Source organism: Kitasatospora sp. NPDC127116 (assembly GCF_042677365.1).
Classification (GTDB): domain Bacteria; phylum Actinomycetota; class Actinomycetes; order Streptomycetales; family Streptomycetaceae; genus Kitasatospora; species Kitasatospora lactacystinica.
Genome location: NZ_JBHXTL010000279.1, coordinates 1 through 2,960, shown reverse-complemented (window position 1 = coordinate 2,960; position 2,960 = coordinate 1). Strand labels below are relative to the sequence as shown.

Here is a 2,960-nt window from a genome sequence, read left to right as displayed (position 1 = left end):
ACCGCCGGCATGGCGGGCGAGGCGTTCGACACGGTACGCGCCACGGACACCACAGAGGAGGACTGGGTCTGATGCCCAGCGAGGCCTTCTCGGGCATGGACAAGGAAGGCGGCCGCATCGGCAGCGGCGTCCTCGGCAGCGGCCAGGGCGGCCTGACCCGATGTGCGGGCCGACAGGGCTGAGAACGCCCTGTCACCGGGCTGTCCATCCCCCACAGCCGCCCGGCTTGCCCCGGCACCCCGCTGCCGCAGCGCCACCTTCCGATCGTCCGTCCCGGACCGCTTCCTGACGGTCCGTCCGTGAACAGGACTCCACCATGGCACCGAACCCGACGCCTTCGCATACCCCCCTCCGCCCGAACGCCGGCCGGATCAGACGCACCGCCGCGGCCGCCGCCGCCGGTCTGACCGCCGCCGCCCTGCTGTCCGCCTGCAGCTACGGCTCCAAGGCCGACGACAAGGCCAACACCGCCGCCACCGCGGCCGGTTCGGCCACCGGCGCGAAGCTGTCCGCGGACACGGTGAAGATCGGCTACTTCTCCAACCTCACCCACGGCACCCCGCTGGTCGGCCTCCAGGAGGGGCTGTTCCAGAAGGAGCTGGGCGCCACCCAGATCAAAACCCAGGTCTTCAACGCCGGCCCGGCCGAGATCGAGGCGCTCAACGCCGGATCCATCGACATCGGCTGGATCGGCCCCTCCCCCGCGATCAACGGCTACACCAAGTCCGACGGCCAGTCCCTGAAGATCATCGGCGGCTCCGCCTCCGGCGGCGTCAAGCTGGTCGTCAACCCCGACAAGGTCTCCTCGCTGGACGACCTCAAGGGCAAGAAGATCGCCACCCCACAGCTGGGCAACACCCAGGACGTGGCACTGCTCAACTACCTCGCCGGCAAGGGCCTCAAGGTCGACGCGGCCTCCGGCGCGGGCGACGTCTCCGTCGTGCGCACCGACAACAAGGTCACCCCCGACGCCTACAAGCAGGGCTCCATAGACGGCGCCTGGGTCCCCGAACCCACCGCCTCCAAGCTCGTCACCCTCGGCGCGAAGGTCCTCCTCAACGAGAAGGACGTCTGGCCGGACAAGAAGTTCGTCATCACCAACATCATCGTCTCGCAGAAGTTCCTCAAGGAGCACCCGGACGTGGTGGAAGCCGTGCTGCGCGGCTCGGTGAACACCAACGCCTTCATCAAGGCCAACCCGGACAAGGCCAAGGCCGACGCCAACGAGGCCATCAAGAAGGAGGCCGGCAACGCGTTGGAGCCGGCGATCCTCGACCCGGCCTGGGCCGACATCGACTTCCTGGACGACCCGCTGGCCACCACCCTGCAGTCCGAGGCCGACCACGCCGTCACCGCCGGGCTCCTCAAGAAGCCCAACCTGAACGGCATCTACGACCTCACCCTGCTGAACAAGGTCCTCGCGGCCAAGGGCCAGCCCGCCGTGGCGGACGCCGGACTCGGCTCCAAGTAACTCCGAGGTCCGGCCCCGCCCGCCCGGTCGATCCCCGATCGATGCCCACCGCCGCGGGCGGGGCCCGGACCCCGGCTCCGACTCTCCCGCCAGCCCGACCACTGACGCAGGAGGTGCCCGGATGACCCCGGCACTGACCACCTCGGCCGACCCCACCGACGCGGCCGCCCTCGCCGCGGCCGACGGCACGCCCGCCGTCCGCATCTCGCACGTGCACAAGTCCTTCGGCCGCCCCGGCGCCCGGACCCACGTCCTGGACGACATCACCCTCGACGTCGCGCCCGGCGAGTTCGTCACCCTGCTCGGCGCCTCGGGCTGCGGCAAGTCCACCCTGCTCAACCTCGTCGCCGGTCTCGACGCACCCACCGCCGGCGACATCCAGGTACCCGGCGGCCGCCCCGCACTGATGTTCCAGGAACACGCCCTCTTCCCCTGGCTCACCGCCGGCAAGAACATCGAACTCGCCCTCAAGCTCGCCGGCGTCCCCCGCCCCGAACGCCGCACCGAAGCCGAACGCCTCCTCGAACTCGTCCGCCTCGACGGCGCCCACGGCAAACGCGTCCACGAACTCTCCGGCGGCATGCGCCAGCGCGTCGCCATGGCCCGCGCCCTCGCCCAGGGCAGCCAGGTCCTCCTCATGGACGAACCCTTCGCCGCCCTCGACGCCATCACCCGCGACGTCCTCCACGACGAGATCACCCGCATCTGGGCCGAACGACAGCTGACCGTCCTCTTCGTCACCCACAACGTCCGCGAGGCCGTACGCCTCGCCCAACGCGTCGTCCTCCTCTCCTCCCGCCCCGGCCGGGTCGCCCGCGAATGGCGGATCGACCTGCCCCAGCCACGCCGCATCGAATCCGCCGGCGTCGCCGACCTGTCCATCGAGATCACCGAAGAACTGCGTGGGGAGATCCGTCGCCATGGCCAGCACTGACACCACCCCTGTCCTGGAGAAGAACGACAAGATTCCGCAGGGCGCGAGCGACACCGCCGGCGTCGGCGCGGGCCTGGACGCCCTGGACACCGTCACCGCGCAGCGCGGCTCGTTCGGTGAGGTGTTGCGGAGCAAGGCGTTGCCGCCGTTGGTCGGTGTGCTGGTGGTGCTGGCGCTGTGGCAGGGGGCGTACAGCCTGGAGCTGACGTCCGCCTACAAGCTGCCCAGCCCGGCGGACGTGTGGCGTTCCGGCCAGGACCTCTGGTACCAGGGCACGCTGTTCTCCATCATCTGGACCAGCGTGTGGCGCGGCCTGTCGGGGTTCCTCCTCGCCGTGCTCATCGGCACCCCCATCGGCCTGGTCGTCGCCCGTGTCAGACCCGTGCGCACCGCCATCGGCCCGGTCCTGCAGGGCCTGCAGTCCCTGCCCTCCGTCGCCTGGGTGCCCGCCGCCGTCATCTGGCTCGGCATCAACGACTCCATGATGTACGCCGTCATCCTGCTCGGCGCCGTCCCCTCCATCGCCAACGGCCTCGTCGCCGGCATCGACCAGGT

General features: G+C 70.5%; 3 protein-coding genes. All 3 read left to right on the top strand.

Annotated features, from left to right (window positions below):
- Positions 1-316: 316 nt before the first annotated feature.
- On the top strand, positions 317-1,471 hold the full coding sequence (locus ACFVHV_RS43585; protein WP_380359410.1) for an aliphatic sulfonate ABC transporter substrate-binding protein: 1,155 nt from the start codon (positions 317-319) through the stop codon (positions 1,469-1,471).
- Positions 1,472-1,592: 121 nt separating this feature from the next.
- Positions 1,593-2,405, top strand: a complete 813-nt coding sequence (locus ACFVHV_RS43580) for an ABC transporter ATP-binding protein (RefSeq protein WP_380359407.1) — start codon at positions 1,593-1,595, stop codon at positions 2,403-2,405.
- Positions 2,392-2,960, top strand: a 569-nt coding sequence (locus tag ACFVHV_RS43575; RefSeq protein ID WP_380359406.1) for an ABC transporter permease, incomplete at its 3' end; no start/stop codon positions are given. The genes ACFVHV_RS43580 and ACFVHV_RS43575, both read left to right, overlap by 14 nt.